General features: G+C 40.9%; 19 protein-coding genes and 2 tRNA genes. 12 read left to right on the top strand and 9 right to left on the bottom strand.

All coding sequences use genetic code 11. The annotated features are described in order from the left end of the window. Nucleotides 1-39: 39 nt before the first annotated feature. Nucleotides 40-1,368 carry a GAF domain-containing sensor histidine kinase gene (locus QMD82_04140; GenBank protein MDI6851109.1) on the bottom strand — a complete coding sequence of 443 codons (1,329 nt, stop codon included), beginning with the start codon at nt 1,366-1,368 and terminating at the stop codon, nt 40-42. Beyond that, entirely contained in the window at nt 1,352-1,801 is a 450-nt protein-coding gene (locus tag QMD82_04135; GenBank protein MDI6851108.1) for an NUDIX domain-containing protein, read from the bottom strand. Before QMD82_04135 ends, QMD82_04140 begins: the two co-directional genes overlap by 17 nt. 107 nt (nt 1,802-1,908) lie before the next feature. On the opposite strand from QMD82_04135, the gene QMD82_04130 reads away from it, so the two are divergent. Genes QMD82_04130 through QMD82_04110 form a run of 5 tightly spaced genes read left to right on the top strand, consistent with a single transcriptional unit; the run spans nt 1,909 to nt 3,622 of the window. Continuing rightward, nucleotides 1,909-2,322: a ferritin family protein gene (locus tag QMD82_04130; protein MDI6851107.1), complete on the top strand. Its 414-nt coding sequence runs from the start codon at nt 1,909-1,911 to the stop codon at nt 2,320-2,322. A gap of 1 nt (nt 2,323) precedes the next feature. Then, a complete protein-coding gene (locus tag QMD82_04125; protein MDI6851106.1) occupies nt 2,324-2,827 on the top strand; it encodes a rubrerythrin family protein in 504 nt (167 codons plus the stop codon). A 14-nt stretch (nt 2,828-2,841) separates the two neighbouring features. Continuing rightward, nucleotides 2,842-3,075, top strand: coding sequence for a transcriptional regulator (locus QMD82_04120; GenBank protein ID MDI6851105.1), 234 nt, complete (start codon nt 2,842-2,844; stop codon nt 3,073-3,075). Nucleotides 3,076-3,088: 13 nt separating this feature from the next. Next, nucleotides 3,089-3,454 carry a class II SORL domain-containing protein gene (locus QMD82_04115; GenBank protein ID MDI6851104.1) on the top strand — a complete coding sequence of 122 codons (366 nt, stop codon included), beginning with the start codon at nt 3,089-3,091 and terminating at the stop codon, nt 3,452-3,454. 6 nt (nt 3,455-3,460) lie between these two features. Continuing rightward, on the top strand, nt 3,461-3,622 hold the full coding sequence (locus QMD82_04110; protein ID MDI6851103.1) for a rubredoxin: 162 nt from the start codon (nt 3,461-3,463) through the stop codon (nt 3,620-3,622). Here the strand turns inward: QMD82_04110 and QMD82_04105 are convergent, their stop codons facing one another. The 7 genes from QMD82_04105 to QMD82_04075 all read right to left on the bottom strand — a co-directional run bounded on the left by QMD82_04105 (nt 3,623) and on the right by QMD82_04075 (nt 10,517). Continuing rightward, on the bottom strand, nt 3,623-5,035 hold the full coding sequence (locus QMD82_04105) for a LysM peptidoglycan-binding domain-containing protein (protein MDI6851102.1): 1,413 nt from the start codon (nt 5,033-5,035) through the stop codon (nt 3,623-3,625). It abuts the gene before it with no gap. After that, nucleotides 5,032-5,517 (bottom strand): adenosine-specific kinase, encoded by a 486-nt coding sequence (locus tag QMD82_04100; GenBank protein MDI6851101.1) that lies wholly within the window; start codon nt 5,515-5,517, stop codon nt 5,032-5,034. The genes QMD82_04105 and QMD82_04100 overlap by 4 nt, the downstream gene beginning before the upstream one ends. 103 nt (nt 5,518-5,620) lie before the next feature. Further along, entirely contained in the window at nt 5,621-6,661 is a 1,041-nt protein-coding gene (locus QMD82_04095) for a homoserine dehydrogenase (protein ID MDI6851100.1), read from the bottom strand. 3 nt (nt 6,662-6,664) lie between these two features. After that, entirely contained in the window at nt 6,665-6,769 is a 105-nt protein-coding gene (locus QMD82_04090; protein MDI6851099.1) for a MetS family NSS transporter small subunit, read from the bottom strand. A gap of 1 nt (nt 6,770) precedes the next feature. Further along, nucleotides 6,771-8,231, bottom strand: coding sequence for a sodium-dependent transporter (locus QMD82_04085; protein ID MDI6851098.1), 1,461 nt, complete (start codon nt 8,229-8,231; stop codon nt 6,771-6,773). A 71-nt stretch (nt 8,232-8,302) separates the two neighbouring features. Next, nucleotides 8,303-9,580, bottom strand: a complete 1,278-nt coding sequence (locus QMD82_04080; protein ID MDI6851097.1) for a hypothetical protein — start codon at nt 9,578-9,580, stop codon at nt 8,303-8,305. Between the two features lie 10 nt (nt 9,581-9,590). After that, a complete protein-coding gene (locus QMD82_04075; GenBank protein MDI6851096.1) occupies nt 9,591-10,517 on the bottom strand; it encodes a cyclase family protein in 927 nt (308 codons plus the stop codon). 139 nt (nt 10,518-10,656) lie between these two features. Between QMD82_04075 and QMD82_04070 the strand changes: the two genes are divergently transcribed. The 7 genes from QMD82_04070 to QMD82_04040 all read left to right on the top strand — a co-directional run. After that, complete coding sequence (locus QMD82_04070) at nt 10,657-12,453, top strand: aldehyde ferredoxin oxidoreductase family protein (GenBank protein ID MDI6851095.1); 1,797 nt, start codon at nt 10,657-10,659, stop codon at nt 12,451-12,453. 113 nt (nt 12,454-12,566) lie between these two features. Further along, nucleotides 12,567-14,144, top strand: coding sequence for a tetratricopeptide repeat protein (locus tag QMD82_04065; protein MDI6851094.1), 1,578 nt, complete (start codon nt 12,567-12,569; stop codon nt 14,142-14,144). Between the two features lie 47 nt (nt 14,145-14,191). Continuing rightward, nucleotides 14,192-14,264, top strand: a tRNA-Glu gene (locus QMD82_04060). Nucleotides 14,265-14,331: 67 nt separating this feature from the next. Continuing rightward, nucleotides 14,332-14,613, top strand: a complete 282-nt coding sequence (gene rpsT / locus QMD82_04055; protein MDI6851093.1) for a 30S ribosomal protein S20 — start codon at nt 14,332-14,334, stop codon at nt 14,611-14,613. A 12-nt stretch (nt 14,614-14,625) separates the two neighbouring features. Then, nucleotides 14,626-14,699: transfer RNA gene (locus QMD82_04050), tRNA-Val, on the top strand. A 24-nt stretch (nt 14,700-14,723) separates the two neighbouring features. After that, the gene (locus tag QMD82_04045) at nt 14,724-15,467 is read left to right on the top strand and encodes a DNA-formamidopyrimidine glycosylase family protein (protein MDI6851092.1); all 744 of its coding nucleotides are present in this window, start codon (nt 14,724-14,726) and stop codon (nt 15,465-15,467) included. Nucleotides 15,468-15,573: 106 nt separating this feature from the next. Beyond that, on the top strand, nt 15,574-16,337 hold a 764-nt coding region (locus tag QMD82_04040; GenBank protein ID MDI6851091.1), incomplete at its 3' end, for a pyruvate, water dikinase regulatory protein.

Below are 16,337 nucleotides of genomic sequence, written 5' to 3'. Positions count from 1 at the left end.
CTATGGTAAATTATAATATTTAAGCCTCGCTTAAAAAAATCAGGGGACGGGGATTGGTATAAATATGCGAAAGGTTGTTCCCTTTCCTACTTCCGATTGGCAATCGATATCCCCCCCGAGTCCCAGTAGTATCTGTTTTGCATTATAGAGCCCAAGCCCATATCCCTCTTTCTTTGTACTAAAAAAGGGATCAAAAATTCTGGGAAGGACCTCGGGAGGAATGCCTACACCGTAGTCTTTGATGTATATCGATACTCCGCTATTTTCCCGTTCCAGCCATATTTCAAGTTTTCCTCCGCTTGGCATTGCTTCTACCGCGTTAAAAATTATATACTCCAACACTTCCGATAGATGATCCTTGGGCAAAAGAAGGTCAGGAACTTCGATTAAAGGCTTGAATTCGACTTCAACTTTATGAGCTTTGAAAAGTCCGCTGAGTTCATTTAGTTTGGAGTTGATTAAGTCGTTTAAATTTGTTCTTTCCCTTTTTGTATCAATTTGAGATTTTAGCCCTTCAATGGTCTGTTTGAGAATATTCTCCATTTTGGTAACATTGCTTATTATAGCGTCTACGTAAATTCTGAGTGGATGCTCTGGCCCAATTTCTTCTTTCAAGATTGCTGCCACACCTCCAAGGACCGTAAGTGGATTTTTAATCTCGTGGCTGAGCTGGAAAATCAGCTCTTGGTAGATTGCTTTTTTCTGTAACTCAAGGATCAATTTGTCTTTTTCCTCCAATTGCTTAAAGAGAAGGGCCCTTGAAATAGCCATCGATGCCTGGGCTACGAAGGTTTCTAAGGCCATGAGTTTGCTTCTATTTATGGGGGTTTCCGTTAGAAAATTGTCTGCAATTATAACTCCTAATTCCTTCTTTAATGTGACGATTGGTGCGACTGCGAATTCCTTTGCTCCAAGCTCTTTAAATTTTCGGTATTCAAGAAGTTCAGGATTGTCAATGCGAAAACTACGCGCCTTTCTCTCGGTCAAGGCTCTTTCAATTTCGGAATTCTCTTTAATGAGTTCTTCTCTCGTAATGGTAATGTTTTCAAAGAAGGGTTTCAATTTTTCCCATTCTTTTTTGAACTTTTCAATTGAGTATCCTCGTATCAAATCGTCCAATGTATATTTCTTTTCTATAAGTTCCTTCCAAATTAGCTCTGCATCTCCTCTGTCTTTAGGGCCAAGGGCAAATACTGGTTTCAAAACATCGTTTTCAAATAGCATCACGAAAGCCCTGTTAAATCCGAAACTTTCACCTGATGTTATGGCGGTGAGGGTTGCAAAGAGAATCTCGTTTAAATCTGTGGACTCTTCAAGAACACTGGCTAAAGTATTTACGGTCCTGAGTAAATCAGGTGTTTCCAGCATCTTTTGACCTCAAATATTCTATTGCCTTTTTTATAATTTCTCTATCCTTTTGGTAATTGCAAATTTTCAATGCTTCTTCAGGGGTAAACCATTTCACCTCGTTCACCTCGAAGTCGTGTTGGGTTATATCACCTTCTATATATTCTACAAGGTAATGATAGACTATTTTGTGGTGTCTTGTCGGTTCTCCATTTTCTTTTTGAATAAACCATAACTCGATCTTATCGAGAAAGGTTTCAATTCGCCCTAAAATTCCAGTTTCTTCCCTGATCTCCCTTAAAGCAGCACTTTCGGGCTTTTCCCCCTTTTCTACTAAACCCTTAGGTAAAGTCCAGACTTTACCATCTTTAACTGCAATGAGGAGGAATGAATAACCTTTTTCATCTCTTTTGTAAACTACTCCCCCTGCAGAAATTTCAAAAACCGTTTTCATTGTTTTAATTATCTAACCATGGGCGTGTTCATTCAATTTGTAATGAGTTTAATGTTGAAATCATTAATCGATTTGACAGACTATGAGGTTATGCTTAAAATCTAAACATGGACCTTAAAAACATTATAGAAGCTGGAATTTGGAGAGAAAGATCCTCTGCAGAATTTTACAAAAAACTCAGTGGGAAAGTGAAGGGCGAGATGAAACTCCTATTGGAATATTTGTCTGTAGAGGAGATGGAGCACGAAAGGTTTCTGAGAGATCTCTATAAGCGTCTCTTTGGTGAAGAACCCGGACAAATAAAAGCAGTAGGAAAAGCAGAACTGCCTGACTTTGAAGTTAAAACATTAGAAGAGCTTATTGACATCGGAATTGAAAAAGAGAGGGAGTCGAAGAGGTATTACATGGACCTCTTCTGTATGGTTGATAGTTGGGAGGATAAAGAGATTATTTTTCAGCTTATAAACTTTGAAGATGGTCATCTAAAAAAATTAGAGAATGCGAGGCAGAAGGAGGAATAGTATGCGTAAAATGACAGAGGAATTTTTAAACGGTGCCTTTGCAGGCGAGAGTATGGCACACATGAAGTATATGATATTTGCAGAAGTTGCTGAGCGTGAAGGTTTTCCTAATATTGCAAGGCTTTTCCGTGCAATAGCATACGCTGAGTTGGTCCATGCTAAGAACCATCTCATGGCTCTTGGTAAGGTAAAGGATACCGCTCATAACCTCCAAACAGGATATGAGGGTGAATCTTTTGAAGTTGAGGAGATGTATCCTGCCTATAAGGCTGTGGCTGAACTTCAAGAAGAAAAGCAGGCATTAAGGAGTATTGTGTACGCTCTGGAAGCAGAGAAGATCCACAAAGCTATGTATGCTGATGCAAAGGAAAAAGCCGAGAAAAAGGAAGACATTAAGATCGGGGACATTTACATTTGTCCTGTCTGCGGTTACACCGTTGAAGAAGAACCACCCGATAAATGCCCCATTTGTGGTGTTTCTAAGGAAAAATTTGTAAAATTTTAAGAGGAGGTTTTAAAATGCCTTGTGCAAGGAAACCAAAGTCAACAGGCCCAGATGACATGGTAAAGAAAATTCTCGAGGTGCTAAAGGGTGCATCCCAACCTATGGGTTGTGGGGATATAGCCAGGGCACTTAATGTAGAAGTTGCTAAGGTGATGGGAAAGTTAAGAGGAATGAAAACAAAGGGACTTGTGGATAGTCCTGAGAAAGGGAAGTATGTGATTACAGAAGAGGGTAAAAAGGCAGCATAAAGGAGGTAAAACTATGAAATTTGGTGATTTTATAATGCCTGCGGAAAAAGAAGGTAAAGAAAAACACGTACCGTATATTGAGGCACCAGATACGGTCAAGAAGGGCGAATTCTTTGAAGTCACTGTAATAGTGGGTAAAGATGTGCCTCATCCCAATACGATTGAACACCATATAAAGTGGATTCAGGTTTTTGCGGTAATTGAGGGAAGACCTTACAACCCTGTTCATGTGGCGACTTTTGATCTGGGACCAACTTATGGAGATCCAAAGGTTACCTTCAGGATGAAACTTGATACAAACGCTACTATTTTTGTTCTTGAGTACTGCAATCTTCACGGCGTCTGGGAAAATTACAAACAAATTAAAGTAACGGAGTGACGTGTTGTGAAAAAGTATAGATGTACCATATGTGGCTATGTTTATGATCCCGCCGTTGGTGACCCTGATGGCGGGATAGCGCCGGGTACCCCCTTTGAACAGATACCCGATGACTGGGTCTGTCCGATTTGCGGCGCTTCTAAAGAAGATTTTGAGCCGATTGAATAATTAATTGGCATAAATAATTAGGGTCTGGCCAGACCTGATATAATTTGAATTAAGGTTATTCCATTTTTTTAGCTTTTGGATGGAAATGCCATATCTTTTTGAAATTGAGTATAGAGTATCACCAGGTTTTACCTTGTGTTTAATAATTCCACTCTGTTCTTTGGAGGACGAAGTGGGATTTGAATTACTTTTGCTGGTGTAGTTTTTTGTTTTTTTCGGGTAGGTGTATGTTTTAGCTGAAGCAGTTGGACCGTATGGTATAACGAGGATCATACCGGGTCTTAATCTTCTGGGATTGATGTTATTGTTTGCTTGCCGGATTGCGCTCACTGTAACTCCATATTTTCTGGCTATTTGATATAGAGTTTCGCCTTTTCTTACTACGTGGGTTTCTGCCTTAAACCATTTATCCTTTGGTGTGTTATTCATTCGGGCAATAAATTGTTCTTTAGTTCCAACGGGGATCCTGACATAATAGTTTTTCAGATCCGGAGGTGTGGCAAATCTATGGAAATAGGGATTGTAGAATCTAAATTCGCGTTCACTAATCCCAGCCCAAGAGGCCAGTTGCTTTATGTTGGCTTGTGCCGGCACAAGAACACTATCGTAAGTAAATTCAGGAACATTTAAAACAGAATCTACGAGAGCCTTGTTATTATTAATAAAAATTATGAGGGCGAGGAAAGAAGGTACGTAGTTTCTCGTTTCTCTTTTTAACTGCCTTCTGATGTCCCAAAATTTTTCTCCGTTGGTTTTCACCAGTCTCGAATAGACTTTACCTTCCCCTGCATTGTATGCTGCAATAGCAAGATCCCATCTTCCAAAGAAGTCAAACAGGTCCTTTAAATACTTGCAGGCGGCGTGGGTGGAGAAAATTGGATCTAAACGCTGGTCGATCCACCAATCAACTAAAAGTCCATACTTTTTTGCGGTGTAAGATATAAACTGCCATGGTCCCACAGCTCTTCTTCTTGAGACAGCATTTAAATTGAATCCACTCTCGATTACAGGTAGGAAAGCGAGATCTTCTGGCAATCCGTAACTTCTAATGATTTCTGCGATCTTCTTGAAATATGGGGCTCCTCTTCTCAGTGCTCTCAGTACCCTATCTTTTCCTCGTGTTTCATAAAAGTGATGCCATTTAGCAATTTCCATTTCTTCTTCTTTGGAGAGGATTAAACCAAAGTGAGCAAGGCGTCCCTTTAGCGCGTATTCTACTTTTTGTAGGTCTTCTTTGAGGTATTTTTGTGGTATATGCTCAATGCCTAAGGTATCTTCTTCGACAAAACCATCTTCATATTCAAAGTCTTCAAAGGTAAATTCAACACGTGGGACCGCGTTTTTTTTGCTTTTAAACGTGATACAGGATTCAAAAGTTAAAGCAAAACCCAGGAGAACAAAAAATTTCTTCACTTCTTGTACCCTATTTTTCTGAGAAATTCGTGACGTGTCTTTTTATCCTCAGGCCCCTCTACACCTAAGGGAGGTTGTCCATCTATCACCCCCATAACACCTCTGCCTTGCTCGGTTTCAGCTATAATTACCTCTATGGGGTTAGCAGAAGCACAATATATATTAACTACTTCCTGACAGTGCTTTATTGCATTGAGAACATTTATGGGATAGGCGTTTCTCATTAGGAGAATGAAGAAGTGACCCGATGCAACATTTTTAGCATTTTCAATGGCTAAATTCACAAGCTCTTCATCATTTCCTGCGTATCTTATTAATCTTGGACCGGAAGATTCACAGAAGGCCAATCCGAACTTGATGTTTGGAACTGAGGTTATCAGAATCTCCTCAATGTCTTCAACAGTTTTGATAAAGTGTGATTGACCTAAAATTGCATTTACATCATCAGGTTTTTGAATTTTAACCGCTTCGAAACGCACCATAAGCACCTCCAATTTTAAGTTTAAAGCAAACCTATTAAACACTCAATATAGTGATATATTGGCAAAATTAATTTTGAAGCTTAAACTAATTTACTCTTTAAGTTTACTCTTTAAGCTCCTCTAAGATCGAATAAAGGTCATGTAAAATTGCCTGTCCTGTTTCAATTTTTCCCGCACCTGGCCCCATTATAAAAACATCACCGAGATGGTCCGTTGTGAAAACAAGTCCATTAAGAACACCATCCACATGATAGAGAGGGTCGTTATAATTTAGGAGTTCGGGTCTCACAGTGGCAGTAACTCCTTTTTCAGTCTTCTTAATTCTTGCGATCAGTTTTATTTTTTTGTTTGATGACTTCGCATTATTTATGTCATCTATTGTGATCTTTGTTATTCCTTCTCTTTCAACGTCGTCGGGTTTTAGATCCCCATTAAGGACGACATTGGACAAAATAAGTGCTTTTGCTTGAGCATCGTAACCTTCAACATCTGCTTCAGGATTTGTTTCTGCATAACCTTTTTTCTGAGCATCTTTCAGAGCATCTTCGTAAGATATACCTTCGGACATTTTTGTCAGAATGTAGTTTGTTGTGCCATTCACAATTCCCCTTATTTCCTTTATCTCACACCCAGCAAGTTCTTTTAGCGCGAATTGAATTGCAGGCGTTCCAGCAAGAACTGTGCCCTCAAACTTAAGCTGGACGCTGTTTTTATCTGCCAGCGCCTTTAACTCATTATAATAAAGAGCAATTGGCCCTTTGTTGGTCGTTATAACGTGCTTTCCGTTTTCAATCGCTTTTTTTATGTGAGTGTATCCTGGCTCCCCTGTCTTTAGATTGGTTGGCGTTACCTCTATGATGAGATTTACATTTTCGTTTGTGAGGAGAAATTCTTCATCAAACTCGCCAAGTCCATCTAAGACTTCGTGAATTTTCTGCCCTTTACTTACTGCATCAAGTGCCTTTTTTAGATCGATACCATTTTTATCAAAAATGCATCCTTTCACTGGATCATAGATGCCACATATTTTTATGGTAGTAGCAAATTTCCGTGCGATTTCTTCCTGTTTCTTTAAAAGAATCTCTGCAAAGCCCTGACCCACAACACCAAACCCAAACATTCCAATATTAATTACTTTTGCCATATTCTAACTCCTGTTTCTTTTTTTTAGGGCCACCGCAATACAAATGGCAAGACCTCCATAAATTATTAAACTTGCAAAGATCAACATTATGATTGCAGAAGCGGGCATCTTAATCCTCCTTTCCCTTTAATTTTTGTAGCACAAAAGCTCCAATTAAGGAGATTAAAAATACTACAAAACCCACAATTGTGACCCAGAGAGGGTATCCTCCATATGGTTGTTTGAGGATTGAATAAATTGAAGTTCCAAAAGTAATCAGCAGAACTAAAGGCGTGATGTACTTAAGACAGATGTCCCACCATACTCCTATTTTGAAGTCGGAGAATTCATTAGCTTTCTCTCTTGCATTTTTCGCCCCCCAGATGTAGCCTACAGCGATGGCCTCAAGAAGCCCTGCAAGGGTTAAACCGAAGGTGCAAACGAAGTAGTCCACGACATCGATCCAGTAAAAACCACCCTTGGTAGTGTATAAAAGGCCAATTAAAAAAGCAGGAAGTATTGTTATAACAATTGCTTTTATTCTCGAGATTTCCCACTTATCCATGATACCGGTTGTTATTCCCTCGATCTGGGAGAAGGCTGAATCTACAGCCAATGTCAAAAGGAGTAGGAAGAACAGTACCCCGAAAAGTGGCGCAAGGGGAAGAAAGTTTATCGCGGTGGGGTATGTTATGAAAGCAAGGCCGAATCCCGATTCGGCAACCTTTGGTACTGTTGTGTTAAGAGCCATGGCAAGATAACCGAGGACTGAGAAAACAGAAAATCCTGCGAAAAAGGCTGTTCCTGCATCTGCCAAGGAGACCATGAAAGAGTTGTTGTTCACGTCCGAGTCAGGTTTAAGATAGCTGGAATAAGCTATTAGTGTTCCCATTCCAAGGGACAAAGAGAAAAATACCTGTCCATAAGCTGCGAGCCAAACGCGGGGGTTGGCGAGGACTTTGAAGTTAGGCGTTAAATAGTATTTTAGACCTTCAATGGAGTTGGGTAATGTTAGCCCCCTGATAAACATTATAATCAGGATAATCCAGGGAGTTAGCACTGTGAAATAGACCACCTTACCCGTTGCTTTTGGTCCCTTGAAAATGCTGAAAAATATCCATGCCCAGGAAAGGATAAGCCCAACAACGACGGGTAGTCTTATAGAACCAAGCTTTGATGGTGATCCTGAAAGTTGCAGGTGGGAGTTGTAAAAAAAGTTTGCTGTATCTTTTCCCCACGATAATTTGAATGAATAGAAAAGGTAGTCAAATGCCCAGGCCATTATAACAGTATAGTAAGTTGCGATGAAAAATACAAGTGTTATTTGAAACCATCCTATCCATTCGAGCTTCGGAGATATTTTTTTGAAAGCTTGAGGTGCGCCTCCTTGCATTCTTGTGCCTAAGGTATATTCAACAATCATAAGGGGTATTCCTGCGGTAAATAACGCTATAATGAATGGTATTAGAAATGCGCCGCCTCCGTTTTGGTAAACCATATAAGGGAATCTCCAAACGTTTCCAAGCCCTATGGCTGCACCCATAGATGCAAGAATGAACTCCAACCTTTTATCCCATCTTTCCCTTTCCATTTAGGCCTCCATGAAAATAGAAGGGGGAAGGTGGATCCACCTTCCCCCTTCCAAGTGGTTTATTAAGCCATTTAGAAGCTCTTGAATATGTAAACAAACCCGCCAAAGAGTCCGGAAGCATTGTCTCCAAGAGCAAGTTCTGTCTTAAGGCCATCACCAGGTATCCAGTAGCCGAGAGCTGCACCAATGTCGATAAGACCTTTGTAAGAGTGGTGAATATGCAATGCAATTTCATTACCCAGTGCCTTGTCTGTCCCTGAAGGCACCAGATTTCTTGAGTAATTGAAAAAGTCAACTCTTAGATCGGTTGATTCAAAAGATGCACCGATATAACCATTAATAACGTTCAGGTTGACCATCGTAGGGTTCCAGGCAGCAACGCATCCAAAGCCATACCCTGTGGTCATAAGGTGTGCTGGACCAAGGCCGGGCCACCATTTATAGAATCCGAAGGTGTACGGATTTTCAGCAGCTGATTGATAAAGTTCGTTTTCTGGCGTGGCCGGATCATCTCCGCTGAACATCACATATGCACCACCAAGGGAAACTGGCATCTCGGGAATGCTAAGGCCAAGTTTTGCAAGAAGGTGTCTTCCTTTATACTCAACGTCAGTGTCGTCCTTTCCGGCCATTTGAATAAATTCTACTGTTGCATTTGCAAACTCTACCGGTGAAAGTTCAGCTCTTCCCCCAATCCACATAGGTTTATCAACACCCTCTTTTCTCATAAAGCCGTAAGGCGAGATTGCAATTTTATTTTCCATTAAGGAAATGGTCATATATCCACCCATAAAGTTAAGATCAGGTGCAATTTGCGAAGGCATAGCTCCAACTTGTTCAATTCCGCCGGCTTCTGCAAGTCTGTCATAAAGGAGATCGAGAGAGACAGGGCCAACATTTAAATTGGCTTTTACGCCGAGAATTCCATCTTCGCCACCGTCAAACAATACAGCGCCATCCCCATATAGCTGATTGAATTTTCCAATCTTAAGGCTCAGAGGCGTGTTGAAGATATTGTTCAATTCTACATAGACTTCCAGGATACCCACTTTGGGATCGGCTCCGCCATCGAGATTTGTACCCCACACTGGGTGGGTTCCAAACTCTCCCCAGGCGCCGACTTTTATAAATGTTTTAACACCACCACCAAAATCGGCCAGGGCATGAAGATGACCATGGAGGTAGGTAAAGTTATCTCCATCTTTTGTGTCTTTATTGAAGTCTTGATTTTGCCAGAAGAATGTGTATGAGTAGTAGGTGCCACCCCAGGAGATATCAGGCTGTGCCTTTACTGGGGTAGCAAGTGATATTATGCTTATTGTTACAATTAGCGCTGCGATTTTTTTCATTTTAACCTCCTTACTTTCTAACTCTCATGCCTTCCTTTTCATCCCAAACAAGTGGTTTGTCATATTTTGGAAGAGGTGCACCAAAAGCTTCTTTTATACTGACCCCATAGGGCCAGTCAGGCGGGCAAATAGCAATATATCTGGCGTATCCTCCTGTGCCTCCTTTTGGCTTTGCATAGCCAATGGCTATCAGCGCACCAGCTTCTGGAACTTTATCAAGATTCGCTACACCTTCTGCTTGGCAGTAGCCATTGTGCAATAGCCAATATTCACCTTCTAAGTTTGGTGTTGTATCGGTGTCAAGGGCTTCATGACCGTGGAACAGGATATGGCGCTCTTCATGTAAGAACTTGAGGGCTCTTAAGGTTATACCAGGGAATGGAAAGTCGGAAAATTCCTTATTTGGCCAGCGTTTGTACCAGTCTGATCTTATCATTACCACTGCACCCTCAGGTATTTTTCCGTATTTCTCTTCCCATGCTTGAATGTCTTCTATATCGCAGTGATAGCCCGGATTTTTAGCCACTTTTTCACTGATGTTTATTACTACAAGCGGCCTGATTGTATAGGTGGGAGGAAGCTCGTCAATTGTGGCTCCATACGGCTCCCAGTGAGCTGGAGGATCAAGCTGGGTGCCATACTGGTCTGTTGGGAGCCAGTAAGCGGTGGCCACGAATCCATGCTTCTCATATGTGAATACCTCTCCCTTTTTCACATACCCTGGTATGTCTTTTCCTGCTTTGGTAGGGTAGAACTCTGCATTACCAAAACCGGGCCATACTGGTTGTTTGGGCATAAATGCGTGGGTTAGGTCTACGTATTTTGCATTGACAAAGTAGTCATTGTAGACCTGCCAGAGGGGGAATTGGGCAGATTTTTTACAACCTGCCATGCTTATCAGTGCTACTATTATTAATGTGGGGACTACACGACGCATATGAAACCTCCTTTGTGCATAGGTAACTATGCACATATTCTGACACTATAATGAATTCTAAATCAAGTGTTGAATTTTGTCAAGTTTGATTTTGCCAGTTTTTGAGTTATAATAAAAATTAAGGATTAAGGAGGTCAAAATGCGGTACTTTGGCAAGGTTGCAGATGTGAATCTTTCAAAAGGTGAAGTAAACTATTATGAACTTCCAGAGAAGTTGGTAGAGAAGTTCATTGGCGGAAAGGGTATTGGAGCGAAGATTCTTTATGACGAGCTGTCACCTCAGGTCGATCCTCTTTCTCCTGAGAATATGTTGATCTTTGCACCGGGACCACTTACTGGTACGATTGCTCCAACTTCTGGAAGGTGGGCGGTGGTTACAAAATCGCCTCACACCGGCATTTTTCTTGATTCACAGGTGGGTGGACATTTTGGTGCTGCCTTGAGGAGGGCAGGGATTGATATTTTGATTATCAGAGGGAAGGCTGAAAAACCTGTTTATCTATACATAGAAAATGGAAAAGTAACGATCTGTGATGCGAGACATCTTTGGGGTAAAACGATTTTTGAAACAGAGGATGAACTCAAAAAAATCCATCCAGGAGCAAAGGTTGGTTCAATAGGGCCTGCTGGTGAAAACCTTGTTTCTTTTGCAATAATAGGATTTGATTACTATAGACAGGCGGGAAGAGGCGGAGCAGGCGCTGTAATGGGTTCTAAGAAATTGAAGGCTGTTGTCGCAAAACCTAACTCAGAAGTAGGATATTTTGATGAAAAGGGGATGAAAGAGACTGTGAAAAGGTTATTGAAACTGATAAAGGAACATCCGGTTATGAAGCGGAGAACGGAAATCGGCACCCCGATGTGGGTTAAAATGTCAAACGAAGGCGGTTTTTTGCCCACAAGGAACTTTTCAAGGGGAGTATTTGAGAGGGCTGATGACATTTCCGGGGAAACGATGAAAGAGAGAATCTGGGTTAGGAATAAAGCCTGCTTTGGATGTACTATTGCCTGCGGTAAACTGACCCATGTGAAGGAGGGAAAATATAAATGCAATGAAGTCGAAGGCCCTGAATATGAGACTATAGCGTTACTTGGATCTAATTGTGAAATTACACCTATCGAAAGTGTTGCATTTTTAAATAGAATTTGTGATAATCTTGGACTTGATACTATATCTGCTGGTGGAGTGGTAGCCTTTGCAATGGAGTGTTTTGAAAGGGGCCTTTTGAAGGACACGGACGGGCTGGAGTTAAAATTCGGTAATGCAGATGCGGCTTCTGAGCTTTTGAAGAAAATCGCATACCGTCAGGGAATTGGTGAGCTTTTCGCTCAAGGAGTGAGAAAAGCCGCTGAAAAGATAGGGCAAGGGAGTGAGCGGTTTGCAATTCATGTAAAGGGTCTTGAACTACCTGGTGTGGAACCAAGGGGTTCCTGGGGGATGGCCCTTGCCTTTGCAACAGCAGACAGGGGAGGCTGTCACCAGAGGGCATGGACTCCAACGGCGGAATTAAAAGGCGTTCTCCCCAGGTTCTCAACGGAAGGAGTGGCAAAATTTGTCAAAGAAACTCAAGATGAAAGGGCGGTCTGTTTTTCCCTTGTTTTATGTGATTTTGCACCATTTGCTGTTGAGGATTTTGCAGAACTTTTATATAATGCCACCGGGATTAGCTTAAACACCGATGAGTACATGCTAACAGGTGAAAGAATTTGGAACCTCACAAGGCTTTTCAATGTTAGGGAGGGAATTTCAAGAAAGGATGATACTTTACCGCCGCGCATCATGGAGGAACCATCTCCTGTAGGTCCAGCTGAGGGGAAGGTAATTACAGCTTCAATATTGAACGAGATGCTGGATGAATATTACGCTCTAAGGGGATGGGATCAAAATGGTATCCCAACTGATGACACGTTAAGGAGGCTTGGTCTAAAGAGTTGAGTAGTGCCTTTGCTCGAAATTTGCGGTTTTTAAGGTTGGTATTGCTTTTCCTTAAAAATCTTGACTTAATTTGTTTTGCGAATTAGAATATTAACATTAACAGGAGGAGCGCTGTGAAAAGGTTGTTAATAGTGGTTTTGTTAAGCTCAGGGGTTATAAGCGCTCAAATTTTTACAGGTAATCAGAGTGATGTCCCTGTCCCTTTGGTTTCGGATAAATTTACACTTTATGTGTCTGGATTTGGTGGTTCTAAAATACAATCGGGCCCTTATGCCTCTGAAACATATAAAAGCATCCTTCCTCCCTTCGGTATTTCTCTTGGAATTGCCTATAGGAATTTATACTTCCACGCAGGCTATATTCAGAATAGAAATGCGGAAATTACTTTTCAACATACAATCTGGAATAATGAGAAATTTTACGCTTTATGGGGAGTGAATGGACTCATCGTACCGGATATTGAATCTGAAGGTACCGATTATATTCCTGCAGAATCTACATCGAAGTTCCTACGTATACCACTTTTTGCAGAGTTATATATGAAGCCTCTAAAATACGTCGAAGCAGGTGTAGGAGTTGGCCTCGGAAGGTTTGCCCAGAACAAGTATCTGGAACAGCCTCTGAAAGTTCCTGGTTTTTTTGCAACTGTAGCTATTAAACCTGTAGAGTTTATTAAGATATACTGGGAAGGCTACACATCCACTTGGAAAAGAAATCTTGGAATTGTCCTCGGCCCTTTTAAAGGGATTGAGCTTGTTACCGCTTTCCGGTATTGTGCCTACCCCCCTGAAGATAAATTTGCTGTCCAGCAGGGTTTTGTTGGAGTAAGAGCTGAGATTCCTGGAGAAACTATTTTTAAACCTGCCATTTCAGAAGTGAAACTGATAGTTAAAGAACAGGTCACTGGAAAACCTGTTAATGGTGCACAGGTAATCTCGCCAGAGGGCAAATTCCCCACCCTTATAACGAATGAGAGTGGTGAGATAACTACGGCGTTAAAACCGGGAATTTACCCATTCAAGGTCACTGGTAACAGCAAGTATGCACCTTTAAGCAGTTTATTGGAAATTAAGCCCAAGCAGAAAAGTGTAACCCTTGAGGTCAAGCTAAGGTACAGCAACGAGTATTTGGACTATCTTGCAATACTTGAAAGGGCGAGAGAGTTTTTGAGAAAGAGCGATATAAAAAATGCGGAAATTGAAATAAATAAAGCGTTAAAGCTTTTCCCTGAAGATGAGGAAGGTTTGAAGGTGAAAGATTCGCTGTACGCTGTAAAATCTAACATGATTAAAGAAAAAACTTTACGGGCCGAGAATTATCTTAAGAGCAAGAGATATCGGGATGCGATAAACGAGCTTCAAGGGATATTGAGTTTTGATCCCCAGAATCAGGAAGTAAGAAAAAGAATTGACAGTATTCGAATTGTAATGCTTGAGGAGAGAAAGAAGGAAACCCCGCGGCCCGTTCAGAAGGTCACTCCACCACCCTCAGCAAAACCTAAACCAGAGCCTAAGAAGGAAAAGGTGTCTGTTCCTGACCTCATTGATAGGGGTAAGAAGCTTTTCTTTGAAGGGAAGTATAGGGACGCAAAGACTTACTTTGAGAAGGCTTTAAAGCTTGATCCTAACAATAAAGAGGCAAAATTTTACCTTGACAAGTGTGATTCATACATAAAAATGATGGGTGGCTGACACAGGTTGACTTTCCGAAAGTTTGAGATAATAATATAAGCACTTCAGGCCCCATCGTCTAAGAGGCTAGGACACCGCTCTTTCAAGGCGGCAGTAGGGGTTCGAGTCCCCTTGGGGCCAGTTTATTTTTTTTTGACTGTACAGTTTTGGAAATTTATAATTTACCTGCACAGGAGGAAATTTAGAAATGGGAGTTCGTGTAAATAGGTCTGCTTTAAAGAAGCAAAGAAAAGACGAGAAAAGGAGACTTCGTAATAAGGCCTATAAGAGTTTTGTTAAAACCCTGACGAAGAAATTTTTAACAGAGCAAGATATTGAAAAGAAGAAAGAGCTCCTAACTCAGCTATACAAATACCTTGATAGGGCAGCAGATAAAAGGATTTACCATCCAAACACCGTTGCAAGAAAGAAGAGTAAGCTGGCAAAACTTTTAAATCAAGCGCTTCAGAGCCAAACCGCTCAGAACTAAATATATTTAACAGGGCGGTTAGCTCAGCTGGTGAGAGCGCTGCCCTTACAAGGCAGAGGTCGGAGGTTCGAGTCCTCCACCGCCCATTTTAATTTTATTAAAAATTTCTCATGGAAGGTCCCGGTGTTTATCTTATTAGGGAAAAATTGACTTTCCTTAAAGGCTTTAATGTCGTTGAAGTTTCAGGAAGTTCAAAGATTGAAAAGGATAGGCTAATTGGAGATAAATTGATTTCTGTTGATTCTGTTGGGAAACAACTGTATTTACTTTTTCAGGAGACTGCCTTGAGAGTGCATTTTGGAATGTATGGTTCTTTTCGTATAAATAGTCAAAAACCTGGTAAAAAACCTCGTTTACAGCTGAAGTTCTTTAAGGAAGGTAGGAATCCTGTTATTGTGTACTTCTACAACACTTCTTTGAGGCTTGTAAATCAGGCTGAGCTAAATCTTGAACACTTTAGGGATGTTTTGAACAAAAATTTTGATCGAGAATGGGCCCTTGAGAGAATTAAATTAGATCAGAGGATAATAAGCGATGTTCTTCTCGATCAGGAAATTTTTGCGGGGATTGGTAACATAATTAAAAATGAAGCCCTGTTTCTTGCTAAGGTCCATCCTGAAAGCATTGCCTGTAAAATACCCGATGGGGTTGCCAGGGATTTGGTTGATAAAAGCATCCAGTTTTCCCTTATTTTCCTTGAACATAGAAAAAAGGGCTGGCCATTGAAAAAGGTCCTAATGGTATATAACAGGAAATTTTGTCCTCTCTGCGATTCTAAGCTCCGGGTAAGGTATGTCGGAAGTAGTCGAAGAAAAACCTTTTATTGTGAAAATTGCCAGCGGCTTTATGCATAAAAAGACCAACCTCTAATACAAATCCGTTTTTCAGCAAGTCTAAAATCAATTTTTAGAGTGCCTTTTGATGATTGAATTTTTACATCCCTGAGATTAAAATCATAAAATGAACACGCGAGAGCGTTGGATATTTATCGTATCTGACTCTTCGGGCCTTACTTGTGAAACTGTGGTTAAAGCGGCGTTAACACAGTTTAAAACCACCAACGTTTATGTTAAGAAATATTCCCAGGTGAGAACTGTGGAACAGCTTAGAGGAATAATGAAAGAAGCAGCTCAATATGTTGCTGTTGTTGCCTACACTTTTGTGATCACTGAGTTGAGAAAAGAAATTATTGCACTATCACTTCAGCTCGGTGTTCCTGTAATTGACATTTTAGGGCCTGTGCTTTCGCGTCTTCAAGATTTACTGGAACTCTCCCCAATGGCGGTTCCAGGCCTTTTTAGACATCTGAATCAGGATTACTATGAAAGAATTGAATGCATAAACTTTGCCGTTAAACACGATGATGGAAGAAACATCAAAAGCATTGATCAAGCAGACCTCGTCCTTTTAGGAGTTTCGCGTACTTCTAAAACTCCCATATCAATTTATCTGGCCTACAGGGGGATAAAGACCGCTAACGTTCCGGTAGTTTATGGGAGACCTTTACCAGAACCTGTTTTAAGTCTTCCTTCTTCAAAAGTAATAGGGCTTACCGTCGATCCCGAGCGTCTAAGGGATATTAGACTTGTGAGAGCCAGCAAATTAAAAATGGAGTTGAGTGATCCCTATGTGAATTTAGAGGAGATCAAAAAAGAGGTAAATTATGCCCTGACACTCTTTAGGCAACATAATTTTACAATCTTAGATGTAACTTCAAGGTCTAT

Source organism: bacterium (assembly GCA_030019025.1).
Taxonomy (GTDB): Bacteria; Hydrothermota; Hydrothermia; order UBA1063; family UBA1063; genus UBA1063.
Note: the sequence above shows the minus strand (reverse complement) of the source record. Positions and strands in the feature narration are given on the sequence as shown.

Bases quoted from the DNA above. Each gene is read 5' to 3' on its own strand.
- QMD82_04135 (MDI6851108.1), bottom strand. From the start codon at position 1,801: ATGAAAACGGTTTTTGAAATTTCTGCAGGGGGAGTAGTTTACAAAAGA.
- QMD82_04070 (MDI6851095.1), top strand. From the start codon at position 10,657: ATGCGGTACTTTGGCAAGGTTGCAGATGTGAATCTTTCAAAAGGTGAA.
- rpsT (MDI6851093.1), top strand. From the start codon at position 14,332: ATGGGAGTTCGTGTAAATAGGTCTGCTTTAAAGAAGCAAAGAAAAGAC.
- QMD82_04090 (MDI6851099.1), bottom strand. From the start codon at position 6,769: ATGCCCGCTTCTGCAATCATAATGTTGATCTTTGCAAGTTTAATAATT.
- QMD82_04045 (MDI6851092.1), top strand. From the start codon at position 14,724: ATGGAAGGTCCCGGTGTTTATCTTATTAGGGAAAAATTGACTTTCCTT.
- QMD82_04080 (MDI6851097.1), bottom strand. From the start codon at position 9,580: ATGAAAAAAATCGCAGCGCTAATTGTAACAATAAGCATAATATCACTT.
- QMD82_04085 (MDI6851098.1), bottom strand. From the start codon at position 8,231: ATGGAAAGGGAAAGATGGGATAAAAGGTTGGAGTTCATTCTTGCATCT.
- QMD82_04140 (MDI6851109.1), bottom strand. From the start codon at position 1,368: ATGCTGGAAACACCTGATTTACTCAGGACCGTAAATACTTTAGCCAGT.
- QMD82_04100 (MDI6851101.1), bottom strand. From the start codon at position 5,517: ATGGTGCGTTTCGAAGCGGTTAAAATTCAAAAACCTGATGATGTAAAT.
- QMD82_04095 (MDI6851100.1), bottom strand. From the start codon at position 6,661: ATGGCAAAAGTAATTAATATTGGAATGTTTGGGTTTGGTGTTGTGGGT.
- QMD82_04075 (MDI6851096.1), bottom strand. From the start codon at position 10,517: ATGCGTCGTGTAGTCCCCACATTAATAATAGTAGCACTGATAAGCATG.
- QMD82_04120 (MDI6851105.1), top strand. From the start codon at position 2,842: ATGCCTTGTGCAAGGAAACCAAAGTCAACAGGCCCAGATGACATGGTA.
- QMD82_04125 (MDI6851106.1), top strand. From the start codon at position 2,324: ATGCGTAAAATGACAGAGGAATTTTTAAACGGTGCCTTTGCAGGCGAG.
- QMD82_04115 (MDI6851104.1), top strand. From the start codon at position 3,089: ATGAAATTTGGTGATTTTATAATGCCTGCGGAAAAAGAAGGTAAAGAA.
- QMD82_04130 (MDI6851107.1), top strand. From the start codon at position 1,909: ATGGACCTTAAAAACATTATAGAAGCTGGAATTTGGAGAGAAAGATCC.